We start from the raw sequence: 19702 nt of genomic DNA, 5'->3' as shown, positions 1-19702 counted from the left end.
CTCCTTACTAGTGGGGCGCAGTCGACGATTCGACGGTCAGGCGGCAGTGGCAGGGCGTGGGCTGCCGTGGAAGACCTGGCTGGTGTGCCAGGAACGGTGGATCGCGGCGACGGGGTGGGCGCCGGGCTGAGGTCCGATGAGTGGTCGGTCGGCGAGCGCGATGACGTGTTCGCGGGCGGCGGGACTGTGGCCGACGAAGCGCTGGGAGACCAGGATGCGGTGGCTCTCGCCGACACCGAGGACGCCCTTGTCGAAGAGCTTGTGGTGAAGGGAACACAGGCAGAGTCCGTTATCGACGTCGTCGGGGCCGTCGAACGCCCACCAGCGCACGTGTGCGGCCTCCAGCCCGACCGGCACCGCGCCGATCCTGCCGTCGTAGCCGCAGAAGGCGCACCGGTACTCGTAGGCCGTCAGGACCCGCTCCCGCATCCGCGGATCCCGCCGCCTTCGCACGGCGGCCGAGAGCGCTCCGGTCTCCGCCGGCTCCAGCTCCAGACCGACGGATTCGCACAGGTCGCCGTGGAGCGAGGGCGGGAAGTGCAGGTCGAGTAGGACTCGTGCCATCCGGCCGAGTAGCTCCGGCTCACGCCGCAGCGCCGCCCGCAGTTCCGGCGCCAGCCGCCCAGCGGCCCCCGCGGCCCGCAACTCCCGCACCCCACTGCCGGGGCTGCCCGGTCCGCGATCGGTGCGCACCTCCCACACGCCGTCGCTCACCAGGTGGTGGAACGGGTAGGCCGGAGTCGTCCTGTTCGGCGGACCGTACTCGGTCAGCAGCCGCTGCAGATCCTCCTCCACCGCGCTGTACCGCAGTTCGCCAGCGGCATCCTGCTGGAACCGACCGAGGGCGTACAGCAACAGCAACGGCTTGTGCGGAGCGCGGGTCCCGCTTCTGCTCCACTGCCTCAGTTTCGCGGTGCGCTCCAGCCAGCCCATGACCGGCGATCGTAGTCGCGCCTCGTTGACCAGCGATCTGCGCATGTGTGGAAAGCCTAACGAGTCGTGGCGAGGTGATTGCGACGTGTCGTAACCAGGTGGCGCCATCGTTCGCGGGTCTGTTGTTCTCCGTCGATCCACCGTGCTCGCGCGGTGTGCTCGGGAAGCGGAAGGCCGGCCATGAAGTGGGCGATGTCGACGTAGTAGGCGTAGTCGCCGCTCTGCGTGAGTTCGCACAGGCGGGTGATCGCGGTGGCGAGGTCGTCCTGGGCGTCGAGGACGGCGTGGTGGAAGCACAGGGCCAGTTGCAGTTTCGCCGCGGCGTAGGAAATGCCGGAGACACCGATTTCGGCGAGCAGTACGGCCGCCCGGCCGGGCAGGTCGGCGGCGAACCCGGCGTCGCGTACGAGCACGGCGATGCGAGCGGTCATCACGCTGGAGCGCAGGCTCAGGTGGGACAACAGCCTTTCCGCGAGGTCGAGTTCGTCATCGGCCCGAAGCGGATCGGAGAAGGAAACGGCGAAGGCGAGATGCGCCTGCACCATGGCGATCTCGCCGACCACACCGTGCTCCTCAGCTTCGCTCCGGCCTGCCAGGTAGGCGGCTTCCGCCCGCTCCATGTCGCCCTGCACCCACCACACGTCTCCCAGCACCCGATGGTGCCGCCCCTCCCAGCCCAGCCTCCCCGCGGCTTCGACCGCGGTCGGGAAGTCTCCGGACAGTCGGCTCAGGTGTGCCAGGCCGCGCCGAGCCGCGGAAGCGAGCCGACCCCCGGCTGAGGCGACGCGCTGCATCCCGCGACGCGAAGCGTCGGTCAGCCCGAGGTCTCGCTGGGCCTTCGCCAGGTAGTACGTGGCCAGTTCGACGAGGTCATCGGGGAGCAGCTCCGATGTGAGGACGGCTGAGAGCCGACTGGACGTGCGTTCACGGTGCTCGTGCTGGCGCCGGGCGATGGCGCTCAGCGTTTCCACCAGGGCGTCCGCCGCGGTCTGCAGGCCACCTGACGACGTGGCATCGGCGGCGGGAAGCGCCAGCGGTTCCCAGACGGAGTCCCCTACGTACTGGAATGCGGCATCGGCGAGCCAGTCGAGATCGAGACGGAAGTCCCGTGCGAGGAGAAGTCCTTGCTGGAGACAGCCGACCAGGACGGCGCGATCGTGTCGCAGGTCCTGGCGCCACTGTGATTCCAGGGCGTGGAAGGCGCGTTGGGCCGCGCGCTGCCAGTCCTGGTCCGACCAGCGGTCGTCACTGCCGTCGTCCGCGTTGCGAATGGCGGAGCGGATCAGGTCGTGGACATGGAAGGGCCACACGCCGGAGAAGGACTCCCGGATGAAGGGGCGCTCGGTCAGCCGTAGGGCGGGCGCGTCGTGGTCCATGCCGGCGGCTTGGGTGGCCAGGGGTACGGAGAATGCGCTGAGCAGGCTGACCGAGCGGAGCACGTGGCGTTCCTCGGTGGTCAAGTCGCTGAGGGTACGGGCGATCAGGGCGGGGAAGTCGTGGTCGAAGTCGGTGACCTGCGGCTGTCCGCCGCCGCGTCGGAGTTCCAGGTAGCGCATGACCGACAGGTCCAGGTGCAGAGGCAGCCCATGCGAGCGCTCGGTGATGATCCGGCGGACCGGTTCGTCGATCAGCGGCTGCCCGTCGCGGCTCAGCCTGCGGACCAGGTAGTCCTCGCAGTCTTCGGGAGAGAAGTCGCCGATCAGGACCTGACGGCCCGATACAGCTCGCCCCCCATGTGCCGTGTCGGCTGCGAGACCGGGCCAGGCGTTCGGCCCGGTCCAGTCGAGTTGCCCTTGCAGGATCGTCTCCGCCCACTGGAGGCGGTTGCGCCCGGTGACGACGAAGAACGCGTTGGGCATCAGCCACACGACGCGCTGGAGCAGGCGCTCGAAATCGCGGTGTGTGCGGTCGCCGGTGTCCTCGAAGGTGTCCAGCAGGATCACAGGTAGTGCGACCTTGCCGGCCGGGATTTGGGCCAAGTCCCAGGCGAGGAGGTGCGGGTAGAAGCTGAGGGCTTCCAGGTCGGGCTCGGCCTCCAGGAGGTCGGCCAGGCGAGAGCAGCCGGCGAGGGCGCGTACGGACTGGCGTCGTTCGCGTAACGCCTTGATGAGCGCTCCGGCCCCGTGCCCGAGCGCACTGCCGACTGTGCCGGGCAGGAACAGGGCCTGGGCGACATCGCTGAGGGCGGACTGCATCTGCTGGGGCAGGCCGGCAGCGGCGCTGAAGCGGCTCAGCAGCCCGCCCCGGCGCAGGTGGTCCTCGATCGGTTCGCCCGGGTGGTTGTGCTCCCAGTAGCGGCGCAGGGCGAGGTCGAAGGCGGGCATCGGCCGGTCGAGCGCGGCTACGGCAAGACGGATGGTGAGGATGACGCGTTCGAAATCCATGCCCGCGGCGCGCGCGAGATCGATACGGACCGGCAGAGTCCGCTCCTCGGGGTGGGACGGCGATTCCCATTGCGCCGGGCGGTGCTCGCTGTGGGCTAGCGATGCCTCGATCTTGCGGGAGAGCGTGGACTTGCCGATCCCGCCCACACCGTGGAACACGAGGATGTTGCGGCGGGGAGCTTCCAAGTCCTCCACGTCGAAGTCCGCACAGGTCACGTGCCGTATGTGCTCGGCGAGGCCGGCCGTTACGGCCTGCCACTGTGCCTGTCGGTTCGTGAACGCCTCACTGGCGGCGATACTCCGGTCGTTCGAGCTGAACAACGTTTGAAGGTCCCGCCCTGCCACAGCTCCCCCTGACGATCAACTGGAACCAAGCCAAGCTCCGTTGATGACAGCATGGCACCCAGGAAACCACTCAGGGGCCCGACCCGCTCTGCGGATCAGGCCCCTGGGTTGGTGGTTCTCTGTCGGGGTGGCGGGATTTGAACCCACGACCTCTTCGTCCCGAACGAAGCGCGCTGCCAAGCTGCGCCACACCCCGGTGCAGCGACGACTACTCTAGCCGACCGATCGCCCGTACGGGAAATCAGCTTTCCCCGGGGGTCAGCGTCAGCAGGGTCGCTTCCGGGGGGCAGGCCAGGCGGAAGGGGGTGTAGCGGTTCGTACCGCAGCCGGCTGAGACGTGGAGGTACGCGCGGTGGCCTCCCGTTTCGTGTGTGGAGAGGCCCTTCACGCGCGCCGCGTCCAGGTCGCAGTTCGTGACCAGGGCGCCGTACAGCGGGACGCAGATCTGGCCACCGTGGGTGTGGCCGGCCAGGATCAGAGGGTAGCCGTCGGCCGTGAAGGCATCCAGGGCGCGCAGGTACGGGGCGTGGACCACCGCCAGGGAGAGGTCGGCGTTCCGGTCGGGGCCGCCGGCGACTTCCGGGTAGCGGTCGCGCTTGATGTGCGGGTCATCCAGGCCGGTCAGGGCGATTTCCGCGCCCGCTGCCTTGAGGCGGCCCCGGGTGTTGGTGAGGTTCGCCCAGCCCGCGTCGTCGAAGGCGTCACGCAGCTCCCACCAGGGGTTGCGTGGAACATTCCGGGCCGGGGCGTTGCCGTTGAGGCCGTGGTGGCCGGAGATACGTTCCGCCAGGTAGCGGGCGGGGTTGCGCGGGACGGGGGCGTAGTAGTCGTTCGAGCCGAAGACATACGCGCCGGGGAGGTCCAGCAGCGGACCGAGGGCGTCCAGGACCTCGGGGACGGCCTCGGGGTCGGACAGGTTGTCCCCGGTGTTGATCACGAAGTCCGGGCGGAGCGCGGCCAGCGACTGGAGCCAGCGCTGCTTCTTCCGCTGGCCCGAGACCATGTGGATGTCCGACACGTGGAGCAGCCGGAGCGGGGCCATGCCCGGCGGGAGGACCGGGACCGAGACCCGGCGCAGGCGGAAGGACCGGGCCTCGAAGCCGGCCGCGTACGCCGCTGTGGCGGCGGAGAGCGCGGTCACCGTGAGAGCGGCGTTGAGGGGAATGCGGTATCGGGCGCGCATGGGTCCATGCTCGCAGAGTCGGAGGTGCCTTACGTACCGGCTGTCACAATGGGCCCATGACCACGTTCAAGTCCCGGCTGCGGAACGACCTGACGTCCTCGATCAAGGAGCGCGACGAGCTGCGCTCCGCCACCCTGCGGATGACGCTGGCCGCGATCACCACGGAGGAGGTCGCGGGCAAGACGGCCCGCGAGCTGTCCGACGACGAGGTGGTGAAGGTGATCACGCGGGAGGCGAAGAAGCGGCGGGAGGCGGCCGAGGCGTTCGACAAGGGTGGGCGGCCGGAGCAGGCGGAACGGGAGCGGGCCGAGGGCGAGGTGCTGGCCGGCTATCTGCCGAAGCAGCTCACCAACGAGGAGCTCGACGGGCTGGTCGCGGCGGCCGTGGCCGAGGCGAAGGCGGGCGGTGCCGAGGGGCCGCGGGCCATGGGCGCGGTGATGAAGATCGTCAACCCGAAGGTCGCGGGGCGGGCCGAGGGCGGCCGGGTCGCGGCGGCGGTGAAGCGCGCGCTCGTGGGTTAGGCGCCGTCGTCGATCAGGTGGTGGATTCGACCAGGCCACGCGGCGGGCGCGGTAGCCAGGCCGGGCCGGGCGGGAGCGCTCGGCCTCGGCCTCGGCCTTCGAGACGTTACCGTCCGTCGACCAGGTCACCGGGACGCGTCGCCGCGCCGTGAGGGGAACGTCGCGGGCGTGAACGGGGGCGCTCAGGGGCCGTTGGAGCTCCCGTTGCCGTTGCTGTCGGAGGTGTCCGGGGGCCACTCGATGTCGGGCCAGTCGTCGAAGTCGGTGTTGCCGTCGCCGAAGATATCGCCGGTGTCGTCGCCGTCGTTCCCGCCGTCGTTGCCGTTGTTGTCCCCGCCGTTGCCGTTCCCGTTCCCGTCGCCGTCGTCGTCGTCGCGGTCGGGGCGGTCGTTGCCCCGGGGGACGTCCACCTCGTTGAACGACGACGCCGGAACGTCCGCCAGCGCGCCGGTCATGGCCTGGCTCCAGATCGGGCCGGCCACGCCCGCGCCGCTGGCCTGCGCGAAGTACCGCCCGCCGATGTAGAGGTTCTCCATCGACATCCGCTCGGTGTCACTGCCCACGTGCACGGCGGTGGAGATGTCGGGGGTGTAGCCGACGAACCACACGTCCGCGCGGTTGTCCGTCGTACCGGTCTTGCCCGCGTTGTCGCGGTCCTGGAGACCGACGGCCGCGCCGGTGCCGTCCTCGACGACGCCGCCGAGCATCACGTTGATGGTGTCGGCGGTGTGCTCGGACATCACCGTGGTGCACTCGGACTCGGGAACGGTCAGCTCCTCGCCGTCCGCGTCCGTCACCGCCGTGATGGCGACCGGCTCGCAGTAGGTGCCGCGGTTGGCGAAGGTGGCGTAGGCGTTGGCCATCATCAGCGGCGTCGTCTCCTGGCCACCGAGCGTCACCGAGGGGTGGGCCTCCAGCGGGACGTCGTTGCCGCGCTCGACGCCGAGCCTCCCGGCCATGGTGATGGTCTCGCAGAGGCCGACCTGCCGCTCGAGCTCCACGAAGTAGGTGTTGATGGACTGGGCGAGGGCGGAGGTCATGTCCCAGGTGCCGCGCTCGTCCTCACGCTCGTTCGTCAGCTCGTACTCGGGGCCGTCGGCGGACTCGTAGGGGACGTTCTCGCAGTTCCGGAAGTCCTCGAAGGGGACGGAGTGCTCGTAGTCCGTCGTGTATTCCTGCGCCGGGGAGATGCCCTGCTCCAGCGCGGCGGCGGCGGTGAACGGCTTGAACGTGGAGCCGGGCTGGAATCCGCTGGAGCTGCCGCCCATGCCATAGGAGACGTTCAGGTTGATGACGGTCTGGTGCTGCTCCGCGTCGTTGCCGTAGGGACGGCTCTGCGCCATGGAGAGGATGTGCCCGGTGCCCGGCTGGACCTGGACCACGGCGGCGGCGACCTCGTCGTCCTCGTACACGTGGTCGCGCGCGGCCTGGGCGGCGGCCTGCTGGTCGCCGGGGTCGAGCGTGGTCTGGATGGTCAGGCCGCCGAGCTGCCACAGGGCGCCGCGCTCCTCCGGCGTCTCGCCGAAGACCGGATTGCTGAGGAACTCCTCCCGGACGTAGTCGCAGAAGAAGCCCGCGTCGTTGACGGCGGTGATGCAGCCGTTGCGCGGCTCGCTGACGTTGAGCCCGAGGTCGCGGGCCATGGCCTCGTCGGCCTCGGCCTGGGTGATGTCGCCGGTCCCGACCATGCGCGTCAGGACGGTGTTGCGGCGGTCGAGGGCGGCCTGGTCGTCGTTGACCGGGTCGTACGCGGTCGGGGACTGGACCAGGCCGGCCAGCAGGGCGGCCTCGTGGAGCTCCAGGTCGGCGGCGGACTTGGAGAAATACCGCCGGGCGGCGGCCTCGATACCGTATGCCTGCTGACCGAAATACGTGATATTGAGGTAATTCTCCAGGATTTCGTCCTTGGTCAGCTCCTGTTCGAGCTGGATCGCGTACTTCATCTCCCGGATCTTGCGGCCCAGACCCGCGGCGCCCGTCTGGGTCGTCGCCTCGGCCACGGCCTCCTCGTTGTCGCCGGCGGCCTCGACGAAGACGTTCTTCACGTATTGCTGGGTGAGCGTCGAGGCGCCCTCGGCGACGCCGCCCTCCTCCACGTTCCGGCTCAGCGCGCGCAGGATGCCGCGCAGATCGACGGCTCCGTGCTCGTAGAAGCGGGCGTCCTCGATGGCGACGATGGCCTCGCGGACGTACTCCGACATGTCCTCCAGTGGAACGACCGTCCGGTTCCGCGAGTAAACTTCGGCGATCGTGCCGCCCTCGGCGTCCAGGATCGTCGTCTTCTGGCTCAGCGGCGGCTGCTCCATCATGGCGGGGATCTCGTCGAAGCCCTCCATGGTCCCCCGGGCCGCGAGACCCAGCGCCCCCACGGCGGGCAGGGCCAGGCCCGCCAGCACCGCGCCCGACAGAACGCTGACCCCGAGGAACTTGGCCGCCTGCTGCGTCGCGCTCGATCCGCCACCCGGACGCCTTCTACCCATGCGGACAAGCCTACGTTCTCAAACGCCGGACAAGGGTCCAACTGTTCGCCTAAGCTACTTACGGGTTCACACAAGGCCCCGGCCAGTCAAGCGCGCCCTCCCCCGAACGGGTGAGATCACGGAGACGACGTGTGAAACGTCGGCCGCTCCGTGACCAGGCCCCTCTCCGTCACTCACACGAGTGACTTCGCGCTGCCCATAGTCCGATCGGGCCATTCAAGAATGGACCCCCTGGGGGTGTTGTGCCTTGCCTGCCTTCCGTAACGTCCTCAACTGGCAAGCCGGAATATGCCACTTGCCGCCGTGGGGGAGCCTCGATTCGGGAGAGGACGGCACCTGCATGAGCTGGATTACCGACTGGAGTGCGCAGGCCGCCTGCCGCACGACGGATCCGGATGAGCTGTTCGTCCAAGGAGCGGCGCAGAACCGGGCGAAAGCGGTCTGCACCGGATGCCCGGTGCGCACCGAGTGTCTCGCCGACGCCCTGGACAACCGCGTGGAGTTCGGCGTCTGGGGAGGAATGACCGAACGGGAGCGGCGCGCTCTGCTGCGCAGGCGCCCGACCGTCACGTCGTGGCGGCGTCTGCTGGAGACCGCCCGCTCCGAGTACGAGCGCAGCACCGGCCGGGCCGTGTCCGCCGATTTCGACGACTACGAGGGCTTCGGGGACTACGAGGGCTTCGCGAACGCCGGCTGAGCCTCGCGCCCGCCCGGTCTCCTGCTCCTGCTCTGATCAAGCCTGAAAGCCCGGCCAACCCGGTCAGCTTGGTCGTCCGGTCAGGGAGCCAGCCGGTCGCCTATGGCACGCAGTCCCGCCAGATCGTGCACGTCACCCGGCAGGGCCGCGACCTCCGCCACCGGCACCTCCGGGTGCAGAGCGGTGAAGCGGGCACGCATCCGCTCCTCGCGCGTGATCTGCCGCATGCGCTCAGCGTGCACACGCAGCAGTGCGGAGGCGAGATGATCGGCGTCCTCGTCAACGCCCGAACCGTCGTCCGTGGCCGCCGGAACGCTGGAGCCTGCTTCAGGACCTGCTTCGGGAGAGGGGCGGCCACTCCGACTGGCATTCTGCCCCGGCGAGTGATCCACAATGCCGTCGGCCGCCGAGATTTTCCGCGCCTCCAGCACCTCGGCCGCCGCCTCCGCGCGCTCGGCGCTCAGGCGCGTGGCGCCCGAGGTGTGCACGCGGTTGAGCACCAGGCCGGCCAGCGGCATGCGCTCGGCGGCGAGCCGCTCCACGAAGTACGCCGCCTCGCGCAGGGCGTCCCACTGCGGCGCCGACACCACGAGGAACGCGGTGCCCGGCGCCTGGAGCAGCCGGTACGTGGCGTCGGCGCGGGCGCGGAACCCGCCGAACATCGTGTCCATGGCGGCGACGAACGTCTGCACGTCCCGCAGCAGCGCCGTGCCGAGGATCTTGCCGATCGTCCCGGTGAACAGCGACAGGCCCGCCATGCCCAGGCTCATCACCTTCCGCCCGGCCCGGCCGCCCGCCTTCGCCGGGGCCATCAGCATGCGGATGAACCGCCCGTCGAGGAACGAGCCGAGCCGCTGCGGCGCGTCGAGGAAGTCGAGGGCCGACCGGCTCGGCGGGGTGTCGACCACGATCAGGTCCCACTCGCCGCGCGCGGCGAGCTGGCCCAGCTTCTCCATCGCCATGTACTCCTGGGTGCCCGCGAAGCCGGCCGACAGCGACTGGTAGAAGGGGTTCTCCAGGATCGCGCGGGCCCGCGCGGGGTCCGCGTGGCCCTCCACGATCTCGTCGAACGTCCGCTTCATGTCGAGCATCATCGCGAACAGCTCGCCGCCCGCCGTTCCGTCGATGCCGGGCACCGGACGCGGCACGTTGTCCAGCTCGGTCAGACCCATCGACTGCGCCAGCCGCCGGGCCGGGTCGATCGTCAGCACCACGACGCGGCGCCCGCGCTCCGCCGCCCGCAGACCGAGCGCGGCGGCGGTGGTCGTCTTGCCGACGCCGCCCGCGCCGCAGCAGACGATGATGCGGATGCCGGGGTCGTCCAGCAGCGGATCGACGGCCAGCGAAGGGGGGTCCTCGCTCGGCGTCGCCTCGGACACGCCGCCCGCGCCGCTCACGCCGGCTGCCTCGGCCGCCTCGGGTGCCTCGGGTGCCACGGTCACCACTCCAGGTCGCGCAGTCGGCGCGCCTGCCGGTAGAGGCCGGCCAGGTCCGCGCCGTCGGGCAGCAGCGGCAGCTCCCGCACGGGAAGCCCGAGCCGGTCCAGCTCGGCGCGCTGGGCCGCCTCCAGCTCCAGCCGCCGACCGTACGCGTGGCCCTCGGCGAGCAGCGGCCCGGCCAGGGACTTGGCGCCGCGCAGGCCCGCCCGGCGCAGGGCGCCGGCCAGCGGGTCGCGGTCGGCGGCGGCCGTCCCGGCCGGGAGGGGGGCGGGCGCGACGGGCGGGCGGACCATGTTCACCACGACCGAGCCCACCGGGAGTCCGGCGGCGCGCAGCTCCGCGACGCCGTCGGCCGTCTCCTGCACCGGCATCTCCTCCAGCAGCGTCACCAGGTGCACGGCCGTCTCCGCCGACTTCAGCACCCGCATCACGGCCTGCGCCTGGTTGTGAATGGGCCCGACCCGGGCGAGCCCGGCGACCTCGTCGTTCACGCCGAGGAACCGGGCGATCCGCCCGGTGGGCGGCGCGTCCATGACCACCGCGTCGTACGCCCACCCGCCACTGCCCGGCGGGCGGCGGCGGACCGCCTCGCACACCTTGCCGGTGAGCAGCACGTCACGCAGACCGGGCGCGATGGTGGTGGCGAAGTCGATGGCGCCGAGGCGGCGCAGCGCACGGCCCGCGCCGCCCAGCTTGTAGAACATCTGGAGGTAGTCCAGCAGGGCCCGCTCGGCGTCCACGGCCAGGGCGTGCACCTCGCCGCCACCGGGGCCGATCGCGATGCGGCGCTCCTCGTAGGGCAGTGCCTCGGTCTCGAAGAGCTGGGCGATGCCCTGGCGGCCCTCGACTTCCACCAGCAGCGTGCGCCGTCCCTGCTCCGCCAGCGCGAGCGCGAGGGCCGCGGCGACGGTCGTCTTCCCGGTGCCGCCCTTGCCGCTGACCACGTGCAGTCGGGTGCGCGCGCTGCTGCTCCTGCTCACTCCAGCGAGCCTAGGCGAACGCCCCGGCGAACGGCGTGCCGGGCCGGTACCGGCGGACCCCGGCGCTGTCGGTGGCGATCGCTAGAGTGAGGCCCATGACGAAGTGGGAATACGTGACCGTGCCGCTGCTGGTGCACGCCACCAAGCAGATCCTGGACAACTGGGGGGAGGACGGCTGGGAGTTGGTCCAGGTCGTCCCCGGACCGAATCCGGAGCAGCTCGTGGCGTATCTCAAGCGCGAGAAGCCGCAGCCATGAGCGGCGTCGAGGCGAAGCTGGGCGAGCTGGGCCTGACGCTTCCCGATGTCGTGCCGCCGGCGGGCAGCTATGTGCCGGCCGTGCGCTCCGGCCGCTATGTGTACACGGCGGGGCAGGTCCCGCTGGTCGACGGCAAGCTCCCGCTCGCCGGGAAGGTCGGCGCGGAGGTCACTCCTGAGCAGGCGAACGAGCTGGCGCGGATCTGCGCGCTCAACGCCCTGGCGGCGGTGAAGTCGGTCGCCGGGGACCTGGACCGGATCGCGCGGGTGGTGAAGGTGGTCGGCTTCGTGGCCTCCGTCCCGGAGTTCACCGGCCAGCCGCAGGTGATCAACGGCGCCAGCGACCTGCTGGGCGCCGTCCTCGGTGAGAAGGGCCGACACGCGCGCAGCGCGGTGGGCGTCGCGGCGCTGCCGCTGGACGCGCCGGTCGAGGTCGAGATCCAGGTGGAGCTGACGGATGACTGAGCCGGGGGCCGCGGCCGACGGGTCGATGCCCGACTGGGAGAAGCGTTTCCGGGCGCCGCGCGTCGGGCTGCCGCACTGGGCGCACGAGGCGCCGGACCGTTCCGTCTTCGTGTCGAACGCGACCGGCACCTTCGAGCTGTACACCTGGGACCGGGCGTCGGGCGCCCAGCGGCAGGCCACCGACCGGCCGAACGGCACGGTGGACGGCACGCTGACGCCGGACGGCGAGTCGCTGTGGTGGTTCTCCGACACCGACGGCGACGAGTTCGGCGTGTGGATGCGGCAGCCGTTCGGCGGTGGCCCCGACGAGCCGGCCCTGCCGGGGCTGGAGCCGTCGTATTCGGCGGGCCTGGCGCTGGGCCGGGACGGCACGGTCGTGGTGGGGCGGATGACCGAGGAGGTCGGCACCACGATCCACGTGGTGGCACCCGGCGGCGAGCCCGTCGAGGTCTATCGGCACCGGCAGTCGGCGGGCGTCGGCGACCTCTCGCACGACGGCACGCTGCTGGCCATCGAGCACACCGAGCACGGCGACGCGATGCACTCGGCGGTGCGCGTGACGCGGCGGGACGGCGGCGTGGTCGCGGAGCTGGACGACACCGAGGGCGGCACCCGGGAGCTGGGCCTGTCGGTGCTGGGCTTCGCGCCCCTCGCCGGCGACTCGCGGCTGCTGATAGGGCACCAGCGGCACGGCCGCTGGGAGCCGATGATCTGGGACCCGCTGACCGGTGAGCAGACCGAGCTGCCCACGGATCTGCCGGGTGACGTGCACGCCGAGTGGTTCCCGAACGGCGGCGCGCTGCTGATCGCGCACAGCCACCGGGCGCGCAGCGAGCTGTTCCGCTACGAGCTGGGCGAGGGCGGTGGCCCGACCCGGATCGACACTCCGGCGGGCACGATCTCGGGCGCCACGGCCCGTCCCGACGGCACCGCCGAGTATCTGTGGTCGTCGGCCGCCGAGCCGCCGCAGGTGCGGTCGACGACCGGGCGCGTCGTGCTCGACCCGCCCGGGCTGCGTGCGCCGGACTCGGTGCCGGTCATGGACGTGTGGGTGGAGGGGCCCGGCGGCACGGTGCACGCGCTGGTGCAGAAGCCGCCGGGTGGCGGTGACGGGCCGTTCCCCACCGTCTTCGACATCCACGGCGGCCCGACCGCGCACGACAGCGACTCCTTCGCGGCGGGGCCGGCGGCCTGGCTGGACCACGGCTTCGCGGTCGTCCGGGTCAACTACCGGGGCTCCACCGGCTATGGCCGGGCCTGGACGGACGCGCTCAAGCACCGCATCGGGCTCATCGAGCTGGAGGACATCGCGGCGGTGCGGGACTGGTGCGTGGAGTACGGGCTGGCCGACCCGGCGCGCCTGGTGCTCACCGGCGGGTCCTGGGGCGGCTATCTGACGCTGCTCGGCATCGGCACCATGCCCGATTCCTGGGCGGTCGGCGTCGCCGCCGTCCCCGTCGCGGACTATGTCGCCGCGTATGAGGACGAGATGGAGGCCCTGAAGGCGATGGATCGCACGCTGCTGGGCGGCACGCCGGAGGAGGTCCCCGAGCGCTGGGCGACGTCGTCCCCGATCACGTATGTGGACCAAGTACGGGCCCCGGTGTACATCTCGGCCGGTGTCAACGATCCGCGCTGCCCGATACGGCAGATCGAGAACTATGTGGGGCGGCTCGCCGGGCGCGGCGCGGTCCACGAGGTGTACCGGTATGACGCCGGGCACGGCTCGCTCGTCGTGGAGGAGCGGATCAAGCAGGTGGCCCAGGAGATCCGATTCGCACAACGGCATCTTCCGCCGTCGGCCGCGGGATGAGGCCGAGGGCGGCGTCGCGCCGGCTCTCGACCTCGCGGCGGAACAGGCGGAACCACATGAAGACGGCGAAGGCGGCGAAGACGAACCACTCGCCGGTGTAGCCCAGGTTCTGGAAGGCGTCCATGTCCAGCCCGGTGCCCGTGGGCGCGGTGGCGGGCACGGGCGTCATCGGCCGGTCGGCGTCGCGGACGGTGATCCAGACGTCCGCGATGTCGTACGGGAGCACGTTGATGAGGGAGGCCGCGCCGATCACGCCGAGCTGGCCGCTGGGCAGGCCGGTCGTCCGGGTGGCGACCTGGCTCGGGGATTCGGCGGCCTGCACGGCTCCGGTGACGGTCACCTCGCCGGCCGACGGCTCGGGGACGCTCCCGGCGTCGGCCGCGCCGGGCAGCCAGCCGCGCACCACGGGCACGGCCGGGGAGCCGTCGGTGGGCCGCAGCGGCGTCAGCACGTAGAAGCCGCGCTCGCCCTCCACCTCGCGGTCGGGGACGAGGAGCTGGTGCCCGGCGTCGTAGACGCCGGTGATCTCGGCCTGCTCGCCGACCGTTTCGGCGGTGAGCGGCAGCAGCGACGCCAACGGTCTGACCTCCGCGTCGTCGGCCGACTCGGTCCGCTCGCGCTGCTCGTTGTGCTGGTCCACCTGGTCCTCGAACCGTGCGAGCTGCCACATGCCCGCCACCAGACAGACGGGGATCGACAGGACCACGAAGACGTTGATCGCCCACCAGCGGGGGGTCAGGAGGAACCGGTACACGGCCTCAACGGTACTTCCGCGGCGACGCGGCTAGCCCGCGGGGGCCTCCAGTACACCCGTGCGGTAGATCGTTCCCGAGCAGTCGCCCTCCAGGCGGATCTCGGCGGCCTCCGGCTCGCCGGCCGCCGGGGTGTAGCGGAGGAGCACGACGTCGTCGGGCTCGGTGCCGCCACCGCCGCTGTCGCCCGTCGGGTCGTCCGTGGGCTCGCCGGTCGGCTCGCCGGCGTCGCCGCCCCCGCCCTCGGTGGTCCCACCGCTCTCGTCGTCCGAGCCGACCGGGGCCTCGCCGCCGGTACCGCTGTCGTCGGCGGCGGCCAGGTCACCCTCGCTGTCGGCGGCCAGGCTGTCGACCGACGTGCCGCCGGAGTCGGCGCCCGTCTCGGGCGGGGTCCCCTCGCCCTCCCCGGCCGCGGGCTCGGCCTCCACCTCGCAGCTGCCGACGCCGGTGTCGTTGGGCACGAACGCGAACCGCACCTCGTACGCCTGTCCCGGTGGCAGGACGAGCTGCTCGTGGGTCTGAGCCGGGGTGGGCAGCCGAGTGGCGCGGTCCCCCTCGGTCCGGTCCACGATCTGCACGTCGGCGGACGGCACGGCGCCGAGCGGCAGCGCGGCCATCTCGCCGTTGCCGGTGACCTGGCAGGGCCGGTCGGAGACGTTGGCCATGCGGATCAGCCCGTAGACGCGACCCTGCGCGTCGGGCGGGTCCATCATGGTCTCGACTCCGCCGAGCTGGCCGCGGTCGCAGGTCGGGGAGGCGGCGCCCATGGCGTCCCCGGGGTCGGGGGACGTCTCGGCCGTCTCCTCGTCGCCGCCTCCGGAGGGCTCTCCGGCGTCGGCGCCGCTCTCGGGCGACCCGGCCGCCCCGGCCGCGGGCCCGCCCGACGGATAGCTGCCGAGCGCGCCGTCGCCGTTCTCGGCCCCGGGGTCACCCTCGGTGGAGGGCGGGAGCCCGGCGTCGATGGTGGTCTCCCCGTTCCGGCCGGTGACGTCGGCCACGGCGGACACCACCATGACCAGACCGATGGCGAGCACCGCGACGGACGCGGTGGCCCCGACCAGCAGTTGCTTCCGCCGTCGGGCGCGGGCGGGCACGGCGGCGCGCAGATGCTCCAGGGACGCGGCCGAGGGCTCGATGTCCTCCACGATGTCCCGCAGCAGCCGCCGCAGCGCGTCCTCGTCGCCCGAGGCCGGCGCCGTGTCGTCGGCCCCCGTGTCGCCTGCCGGGGTGGTGCCTGCCGTGGTGCCTGCCGTGGGGGCGTCCGGCGGGGGGGCGTCCGGCGGGCTCGCGGTGTCGTCGCCGGTGCCGGCGCCGGATGTCGCGTGATCCGCTTCGTCGGCCGCCTCCGCGTCCGGAGCGACGTCCGGAACGACGTCGGCGGTGGGGTCCACGCCGCCCGTGCCGGGGGCCGGCTCCGGCAGAGGCCGGGAGCCGGAATCGTGGTCGTTCATCGGGCGGCCTCCATGGCCACGCGCAGTGCCGCGATGCCACGAGAGCCGTACGCCTTCACCGACCCGGCCGAGATACCGAGCGTCTTGGCGACCTCCGCCTCGGTCATGTCCGCGAAGTACCGCAGCACGAGGACCTCGCGCTGGCGGCGCTGGAGCCCGCGCATCGCCCTGATCAGGTCGGCCCGCTCCAGCTGCTCGTACGCGCCCTCCTCGGCGCTCGCCATGTTCGGCATGGGCTTGGAGAGCAGCTTCAGCCCGAGGATGCGGCGGCGGAGCGTCGAGCGGGAGAGGTTGACCACGGTCTGCCGCAGGTACGCGAGCGTCTTCTCGGGGTCGCGGACCCGGGCGCGCGCGGAGTGCACGCGGATGAACGCCTCCTGGACCACGTCCTCGCACGACGCGGTGTCGTCCAGAAGCAGTGCCGCGAGGCCCAGGAGCGAGCGGTAGTGCGCCCGGTAGGTCTCGGTCAGGAGATCGATCGTGGTGCCCGCGGTGACCTCAGCCATCGCATCGTCCGCATCCTCGCCCGGGGCGTGGATGCGGGCCGGCCGGGATACGGGCAGAGGTGCCGTCACGGGCATGCCCCCGGCCCCGGCCCTTGGCGACCCTGGAAACGGAAGGCGTCGCGGGAGCGCTGCCGGGAGCTCGAAGACCTCTGCCACGCCTGTTGGACACGCTCTTCCCCGCAAAGGTTGTACGGCGGGGGCAGGATGGGGGCTTTCGCCGCTCTCGATCTCATTCCTACCGCCTGCCGTATATGTCCTGTTGTGCTGCGAGCGCCGCGCGCCGCGCAGGGGCGCTAAAGACGCTCCCCGCACCGCGCTGGTTCCTGGAAGCGGTGCGGGGAGTGAAATGTTCTCCCGGCTGATCGGCCGGGAGCAACCCATCCGAGCCTACGACTTGGTCACGAGAGCTTCACATTCGGCCGAGATCGGTCAACATCGGCGCACACCAGTGCACATCGGCGCACTCCGGTCGGATCCGAAGCCGTCCGGGGCCGGACCGCGCCGGGCCGGTCTCAGCGGCCGGTGCCGCCGTAGACGACGGCCTCGTCGCTCTCGCTGTCCAGCCCGAACGCCGAGTGTACGGCGCGGACGGCCTGCTTCACGTCGTCCTCGCGGGTCACGACCGAGATCCGGATCTCGGAGGTGGAGATCAGCTCGATGTTGACCCCCGCGTTGGACAGCGCCTCGAAGAACGTGGCCGTGACCCCCGGGTTCGTCTTCATGCCCGCGCCGACGAGCGAGATCTTGGCGATCTGGTCGTCGTAGCGCAACGTCTCGAACCCGATCGTCTCGCGCCGCTTCTCCAGCGCCTCGATCGCCTTGCGCCCCTCACTCGTGGGAAGGGTGAAGGAGATGTCGGTCAGCCCGGTCGACGCGGCCGAGACGTTCTGCACGACCATGTCGATGTTGACCTCGGCGTCCGCGATGGCCCGGAAGATCGTCGCCGCCTCGCCCGGCTTGTCCGGCACCCCGACAACGGTGATCTTGGCCTCGGAGGTGTCGTGGGCGACGCCCGAGATGATTGCCTGCTCCACCGGCTTACCTCCCAGCGGTTCGTTGCTGACCCAGGTCCCCTGCAGCCCCGAGAAGGACGACCGGACGTGGATGGGGATGTTGTAGCGCCGGGCGTACTCGACGCAGCGGTGCAGCAGCACCTTGGAGCCGGAGCTGGCCAGCTCCAGCATGTCCTCGAACGAGATCCAGTCGATCTTGCGGGCCTTCTTCACCACGCGCGGGTCGGCGGTGAACACGCCGTCGACGTCGGTGTAGATCTCGCAGACCTCGGCGTTGAGCGCGGCGGCGAGCGCCACGGCGGTGGTGTCGGAGCCACCCCGGCCGAGGGTGGTGATGTCCTTCTTGTCCTGGGACACGCCCTGGAAGCCGGCGACGATCGCGATGTTGCCCTCGTCGACGGAGCTCTGGATGCGGCCCGGCGTGACATCGATGATGCGGGCCTTGTTGTGAACGGAGTCGGTGATGACGCCGGCCTGGCTGCCGGTGAAGGACTGCGCCTCATGGCCGAGCGCTTTCACGGCCATCGCCAGCAGCGACATGGAGATGCGCTCCCCGGCGGTCAGCAGCATGTCCATCTCGCGCCCGGAGGCGACGGGGGACACCTGGCTCGCCAGGTCGATGAGCTCGTCCGTCGTATCGCCCATCGCGGAGACCACGACGACCACCTGGTGGCCGTTCTTCTTGACCTCGACGATCCGCTTGGCGACGCGCTTGATGCCCTCGGCATCGGCAACGGAGGAGCCGCCGTACTTCTGCACGACAAGGCCCACGTGTGCTCGCTCCTCGTATCTTCTTACTCTCCGTGACCGGAAAACCGGTCACGATCGGCTGAATTCTACCGAGCGGAGCCATGGCCACGCCCTTCCCAGCAGCCACCCCTGCCCACTGGGACGCCGTGACACGCGGAAACACGGCGGATACGTGGGCAGGCTCACACACCGGTCTCACATACTGGTCAGCCGCCCGGGGACCGCTCCAGGCCGAGGATGAGCAGATCGAGCCCGGCGCGGAACTCCGTCTCCGGAGCGCTGCCGCGCGCCGCCGCCGCGATCTCGATCAGCCGGGGGAAACGGTCGGGTGGCAGGGCGCCCACCCGGTCGATGACCTCCTCGGCCGTCTCCTGGGGGGCGATGGACAGCGGCCCGGCCAGCTCGGCCTGGGCGAATCCCATGACGAAGCCCGAGACCGCGCGGAACGCGACCAGCAGCGCGGTGCCGGACCGGCCGCTCCGGGCCAGGGCGTCCAGGGTGTCCTCGGCGCCCGCGAGCGTCGGCGGGTTGAGGCTGCGGCGGGTCAGCACGAGCGGGATCACGTCCGGGTGAGCGCGGACGGCGCGCCAGTGCGCCTCGGTGACAGCCCGCAGATCCGCTCGCCAGTCCGGGGAGGGAACGCCCGGCACCGGGTGGACGGAGGTCATCACGGCCTCGATGAGCAGGCGTTCGAGGCCGTCGCGACCGTCCACGTAGTTGTAGATGGTCATGGCGCCGGTGCCGAGCGCGGCGGCCAGATTCCGCATGGTCAGGGCAGCGAGCCCCCGCTCGTCCACCAGCGCCAGCGCGGCGGCACGCAGACGCTCCTCGCTGAACTTGCGCGGTGCGGGCACGCGGCTCCCCTCCCCCTTGACGTACGTACATCGTACGTGTTGAGCTGTGGTCGAGTACACGTACAAGGTACGTAAACGAGGGAGGGCTCACGCCAATGTCTCTGATCGACCTGTTCACGTCCGCCGTCCGGCTGTACGAGGACGGAACGGTCGCCGCCCGGGAACGCCGCATGTCCGGCGACCCGGGCGGCGGCTGGACGGTCGCGACGTTCCACGTCGAGACGGACGAGGATGTCCACGCGGATCACTGGGAGACCCATCCGGGCGCCGACGAGGCCGTGTGCGTGCTGACGGGCGGGGTCAAGCTGATCCTGCGGGCCCATGCCGGCGCCGCCGAGGAGACCGTCACGCTGACGCCCGGCACGGCGTTCGTCGTGCCGCGTGGTCGCCCGCACCGCCTCGAACTGACCGCGCCCGGCGACCTGATGTCCATCACCCTGCGCGCCGGTTCCCGCCTTGAGCCCGTGGGGCCCAGGGAGCCGGTGGAGCCGGTGGAGCCGGTGGAGCCGGTGGAGCCGGTGGAGCCGGTGGAGCCGGTGGAGCCCGGGGAGCCGGTGGAGCCCGGGGAGCCGGTGGAGCCCGGGGAGCATCTGGGGCGCCGGTCATGACCGTCTCGGCGACCGCACCGGGGGCCGAACGCGGCACTCCGCCGCTGGGGCGCGTGCTGCTGGGTGTCGTGCTGACCGTGCAGTTCATGGTCGCGCTCGACATCTCGGTGGTGAACGTCGCGCTGCCCGACATCCGGACCGGCCTCGGCTTCGGGGAGGACGGCCTGACCTGGGTCGTCAACGCCTACGCGCTGGCGTTCGGCGGCCGCGAGCGGAGTGGCGCCCTCCGGCCCTGAGCCCGCGGCGGGCCGTCGGGCGTTCGTCTCGCGGCG

The 19702-nt window shown here is 71.5% G+C and carries 17 protein-coding genes, 1 tRNA gene and 1 pseudogene; 7 read left to right on the top strand and 12 right to left on the bottom strand.

Annotation, left to right across the window (positions count from 1 at the left end; genetic code table 11):
* Nucleotides 1-36: 36 nt before the first annotated feature.
* From OIE51_RS15460 to OIE51_RS15445, 4 genes are all read right to left on the bottom strand, one after another.
* A complete protein-coding gene (locus OIE51_RS15460) occupies nt 37-933 on the bottom strand; it encodes a phosphorothioated DNA-binding restriction endonuclease (protein WP_326600648.1) in 897 nt (298 codons plus the stop codon).
* Between the two features lie 56 nt (nt 934-989).
* Nucleotides 990-3662 (bottom strand): ATP/GTP-binding protein, encoded by a 2673-nt coding sequence (locus OIE51_RS15455; protein ID WP_326598255.1) that lies wholly within the window; start codon nt 3660-3662, stop codon nt 990-992.
* A gap of 122 nt (nt 3663-3784) precedes the next feature.
* Nucleotides 3785-3858, bottom strand: a tRNA-Pro gene (locus tag OIE51_RS15450).
* Between the two features lie 45 nt (nt 3859-3903).
* The gene (locus OIE51_RS15445; RefSeq protein WP_326598254.1) at nt 3904-4845 is read right to left on the bottom strand and encodes a metallophosphoesterase; all 942 of its coding nucleotides are present in this window, start codon (nt 4843-4845) and stop codon (nt 3904-3906) included.
* A 56-nt stretch (nt 4846-4901) separates the two neighbouring features.
* On the opposite strand from OIE51_RS15445, the gene OIE51_RS15440 reads away from it, so the two are divergent.
* Nucleotides 4902-5366 carry a GatB/YqeY domain-containing protein gene (locus tag OIE51_RS15440; protein WP_326598253.1) on the top strand — a complete coding sequence of 155 codons (465 nt, stop codon included), beginning with the start codon at nt 4902-4904 and terminating at the stop codon, nt 5364-5366.
* Nucleotides 5367-5548: 182 nt separating this feature from the next.
* Here OIE51_RS15440 and OIE51_RS15435 read toward each other — a convergent pair whose 3' ends face one another.
* Entirely contained in the window at nt 5549-7846 is a 2298-nt protein-coding gene (locus tag OIE51_RS15435) for a transglycosylase domain-containing protein (protein ID WP_326598252.1), read from the bottom strand.
* A gap of 340 nt (nt 7847-8186) precedes the next feature.
* Here OIE51_RS15435 and OIE51_RS15430 point away from each other — a divergent pair, with 340 nt between their 5' ends.
* Nucleotides 8187-8543 (top strand): WhiB family transcriptional regulator, encoded by a 357-nt coding sequence (locus OIE51_RS15430; RefSeq protein WP_326598251.1) that lies wholly within the window; start codon nt 8187-8189, stop codon nt 8541-8543.
* Between the two features lie 80 nt (nt 8544-8623).
* On the opposite strand, the gene OIE51_RS15425 is transcribed toward OIE51_RS15430, so the two are convergent.
* Both OIE51_RS15425 and OIE51_RS15420 read right to left on the bottom strand, forming a co-directional pair.
* Nucleotides 8624-9922 (bottom strand): ArsA family ATPase, encoded by a 1299-nt coding sequence (locus OIE51_RS15425; protein WP_326600647.1) that lies wholly within the window; start codon nt 9920-9922, stop codon nt 8624-8626.
* Nucleotides 9923-9981: 59 nt separating this feature from the next.
* Complete coding sequence (locus OIE51_RS15420; RefSeq protein ID WP_326598250.1) at nt 9982-10962, bottom strand: ArsA family ATPase; 981 nt, start codon at nt 10960-10962, stop codon at nt 9982-9984.
* 95 nt (nt 10963-11057) lie between these two features.
* Here OIE51_RS15420 and OIE51_RS15415 point away from each other — a divergent pair, with 95 nt between their 5' ends.
* The 3 genes from OIE51_RS15415 to OIE51_RS15405 are packed head-to-tail and all read left to right on the top strand — an operon-like array spanning nt 11058 to nt 13496.
* On the top strand, nt 11058-11219 hold the full coding sequence (locus OIE51_RS15415; RefSeq protein ID WP_326598249.1) for a DUF4177 domain-containing protein: 162 nt from the start codon (nt 11058-11060) through the stop codon (nt 11217-11219).
* Nucleotides 11216-11683, top strand: a complete 468-nt coding sequence (locus OIE51_RS15410) for a RidA family protein (RefSeq protein WP_326598247.1) — start codon at nt 11216-11218, stop codon at nt 11681-11683. Before OIE51_RS15415 ends, OIE51_RS15410 begins: the two co-directional genes overlap by 4 nt.
* Nucleotides 11676-13496, top strand: coding sequence for a S9 family peptidase (locus tag OIE51_RS15405; RefSeq protein ID WP_326598246.1), 1821 nt, complete (start codon nt 11676-11678; stop codon nt 13494-13496). The genes OIE51_RS15410 and OIE51_RS15405 overlap by 8 nt, the downstream gene beginning before the upstream one ends.
* On the opposite strand, the gene OIE51_RS15400 is transcribed toward OIE51_RS15405, so the two are convergent.
* From OIE51_RS15400 to OIE51_RS15380, 5 genes are all read right to left on the bottom strand, one after another.
* Nucleotides 13432-14250, bottom strand: coding sequence for an SURF1 family protein (locus OIE51_RS15400; RefSeq protein ID WP_326598245.1), 819 nt, complete (start codon nt 14248-14250; stop codon nt 13432-13434). The two genes, OIE51_RS15405 and OIE51_RS15400, sit on opposite strands and share 65 nt — an antisense overlap.
* Nucleotides 14251-14280: 30 nt before the next feature.
* On the bottom strand, nt 14281-15699 hold the full coding sequence (locus tag OIE51_RS15395) for a hypothetical protein (protein ID WP_326598244.1): 1419 nt from the start codon (nt 15697-15699) through the stop codon (nt 14281-14283).
* On the bottom strand, nt 15696-16361 hold the full coding sequence (locus tag OIE51_RS15390) for a SigE family RNA polymerase sigma factor (protein WP_442811932.1): 666 nt from the start codon (nt 16359-16361) through the stop codon (nt 15696-15698). The genes OIE51_RS15395 and OIE51_RS15390 overlap by 4 nt, the downstream gene beginning before the upstream one ends.
* 356 nt (nt 16362-16717) lie before the next feature.
* Nucleotides 16718-17989, bottom strand: a complete 1272-nt coding sequence (locus OIE51_RS15385) for an aspartate kinase (RefSeq protein ID WP_326598242.1) — start codon at nt 17987-17989, stop codon at nt 16718-16720.
* 185 nt (nt 17990-18174) lie between these two features.
* Complete coding sequence (locus OIE51_RS15380; protein ID WP_326598241.1) at nt 18175-18822, bottom strand: TetR/AcrR family transcriptional regulator; 648 nt, start codon at nt 18820-18822, stop codon at nt 18175-18177.
* A gap of 95 nt (nt 18823-18917) precedes the next feature.
* Between OIE51_RS15380 and OIE51_RS15375 the strand changes: the two genes are divergently transcribed.
* The gene (locus tag OIE51_RS15375) at nt 18918-19430 is read left to right on the top strand and encodes a cupin domain-containing protein (protein ID WP_326598240.1); all 513 of its coding nucleotides are present in this window, start codon (nt 18918-18920) and stop codon (nt 19428-19430) included.
* 50 nt (nt 19431-19480) lie between these two features.
* Nucleotides 19481-19636 (top strand): annotated as a pseudogene (locus tag OIE51_RS15370) (MFS transporter); the annotation flags it as partial.
* Between the last annotated feature and the right edge of the window lie 66 nt (nt 19637-19702).

The sequence above is a fragment of the Streptomyces sp. NBC_01803 genome, from assembly GCF_035917415.1.
GTDB lineage: Bacteria > Actinomycetota > Actinomycetes > Streptomycetales > Streptomycetaceae > Streptomyces.
This window is presented reverse-complemented; position numbering and strand designations above follow the sequence as displayed.